Raw genomic sequence first — 2542 nt, 5'->3', positions numbered from 1 at the left:
CCGGTCGTACGGGAACTGGTCGAGTCGGAGTCGTTGACGTTCATCGAAGTCGGGCCGCATCCTGTGCTGCTGCCCCCGATCCAGGACATCGCCGACCTCCATGCGACCGGGTCGACGGTCGTGGTGGGCACCCTGCGCCGCAACGAGGGCGATCTGCGGCGGCTGGTCGCGTCGGTGGCGCAGGCTTACTCGTACGGAGTCGCAGTCGACTGGGCCCCGTTGTTCCACGGGCGCGGGGCACGCCGGGTCGCCCTGCCCACGTACGCGTTCCAGCGCCGGCGGTACTGGCCCGAGATGACAGGCGGCCCGGCCGGTGTGACGGCGGCCGGGCTGGATTCGGCGGAGCACCCGCTGCTCGGGGCCATGGTGACGTTGCCGCACAGTGACGGGGTGCTGTTCACGAGCCGGCTGTCCCTCCGCACCCACCCGTGGCTCGCCGATCACGCCGTACAGGGAACCGTGATCTTCCCCGGTACGGGCTATGTCGAGCTGGCCGTCCGGGCCGGTGACAGCGTCGGTTGCGACAGGCTGGACGAGCTCGTTCTGGAAGCACCGCTGGTGCTGCCCGCCCAGGGCGGCGTCCAGGTGCAACTGGTGGTCGACGCGGGCGGGACACAGCGTGCGTTTGCGGTGTACGCCCGGCCCGACGGGCAGGACGAGTGGACGCGGCATGCCACCGGTGTGCTGAGTTCCGGTGCCGCGCAGGCCGGCGCCGAGTTCGATCCGGTGAGCCAGGCGTGGCCCGCCGCGGGCGCGACCGAAATGGATCTGAGTCAGTTCTATGCCGCCACAGATTCCTACGGCCCGCAGTTCCAGGGGCTGACCCGGGCGTGGCGGCACGGTGACCAGATCCTGGCCGAGGTTGAGCTGCCCGAGGCCGCGCGGGGCGCCGCCGGGTCGTACGTGATCCATCCGGCCCTGCTCGACGCCGCCCTGCACCCTGCGGCCTTCGCCGGGCTGAGCGACGGCGGCCTGCCGTTCAGCTTCACCGACGTGGTGCTGCACGCCTCGGGTGCCGCGCGGCTGCGGGTCACGATGACGCGTACGGGTCCGGACGAGGTGGCTGTCGCCGTTGCCGACGGCACGGGACTGCCCGTGCTGTCGATCGGGGCGCTCGCGGTGCGACCGCTCAACACCGGCTCCCTGACCGGCGGCGCGGACGACGGTGCCGTGCTCACCCTGGACTGGATCGGCATCGACCCGGCCGGCATCCCGGTGGACAGCTGGACGGTGGCCGACCGCACGGCCCCGCTCGGCGACGAGACGGCGACGCTGCCGGTGGTGCTGATGGTCTCCGGCGACCCGGTTACGGTGGCGGAGTCCTCCCACGAGTTGACCGGCTGGGTGCTGACGCAGCTTCAGCAGTGGCTGGGCAGTGAGAGCACGGTTCCACTGGTGGTCATGACCCGCGGGGCGGTTGCCGTACGGACGTCTTCCTCGGCGCCCGCCTCCCCGGAGGGCGCGCGGGGGGAACCGGTCCCGGACCTTCCGGCGGCCGCCGTCTGGGGCCTCGTACGGTCGGCGCAGACGGAGAATCCCGGCCGGATCGTGCTGCTCGACACCGACAGCGACCTGGATGCTGCCACGCTGGGCAACGTCCTCGCCGCCGATGAGCCGCAACTGGTGCTGCGGGACGGCCGGCTCCACGCTGGTCGCCTGACTCGCTCCCGTCTCTCGGCCGGGGCCCCTCTGGAACCGGCTGGAACCGTTCTCATCACGGGTGGCACCGGTGGGCTGGGCGGTGTGGTGGCGCGGCACCTCGTGTCCGCGTACGGCATCCGGAGCCTGGTGCTGCTGAGCCGGCGCGGCGCCGACGCCCCGGGCGCGGCGGAACTGGTGGCCGAGCTGTCGCAACAGGGTGCCGAGGCCGAGCTCGTGGCGTGCGACGTGGCCGACCGGTCGGCGCTCGCCGAGGTGCTGGCCTCCCGTCCGATCGGCGGCGTCGTGCACGCCGCGGGTGTCCTCGACGACGGCGTGATCGACACCCTGTCGCGCGAGCAGCTCGACCGGGTGCTCGCCCCGAAGGTGGACGCGGCCTGGCACCTGCACGAGTTGACCCGCGACCTCGACCTGTCGATGTTCGTGGTCTTCTCCTCCCTCGCCGGCATCCTGGGCGGCGGCGGCCAGGGCAACTACGCTGCGGGCAACGCCTTCCTGGACGCGCTCATGCAGCAACGCCGCCACGACGGGCTGCCGGGCCTCTCGCTTGCCTGGGGCGCCTGGACCACGGAGGTGGGCCGTACGGGTGAGCTGTCCGAGGTCGACCTCCGGCGCATTGCCCGCTCGGCGATCCCGCCGGTCGCCGCCGGCCAGGGCATGGAGCTCTTCGATCGGGCACTGCGCGCCGGCTCGCCCATGGTGGCGCTCACCCGGCTCAACGTCCGGGCCCTGCGGGATCAGGCCGGTGTGCCGGCCGTGTGGCGTGCGCTGGCGGGCGGGATGCTGCGGCGGGCCGCGGACAACACCATCGACGGTCGCAGCGGAAGACGGACACCAGGGAGGTCGCGGTGAAGCCGACCGGGCCGTCGGCGCCGGGTGCGGT

1 protein-coding gene is annotated in these 2542 nt (G+C 72.9%); it reads left to right on the top strand.

Features of this window, described 5'->3' with window-relative positions; translation table 11 throughout:
• Positions 1-2511: type I polyketide synthase (locus tag ABZ646_RS44750; protein ID WP_360533006.1), on the top strand; the 2511-nt coding region annotated here is incomplete at its 5' end.
• Between the last annotated feature and the right edge of the window lie 31 nt (positions 2512-2542).

Origin of the sequence: Streptomyces sp. NPDC007162 (assembly GCF_040634175.1) — a bacterium.
GTDB lineage: Bacteria > Actinomycetota > Actinomycetes > Streptomycetales > Streptomycetaceae > Streptomyces.
This window is presented reverse-complemented; position numbering and strand designations above follow the sequence as displayed.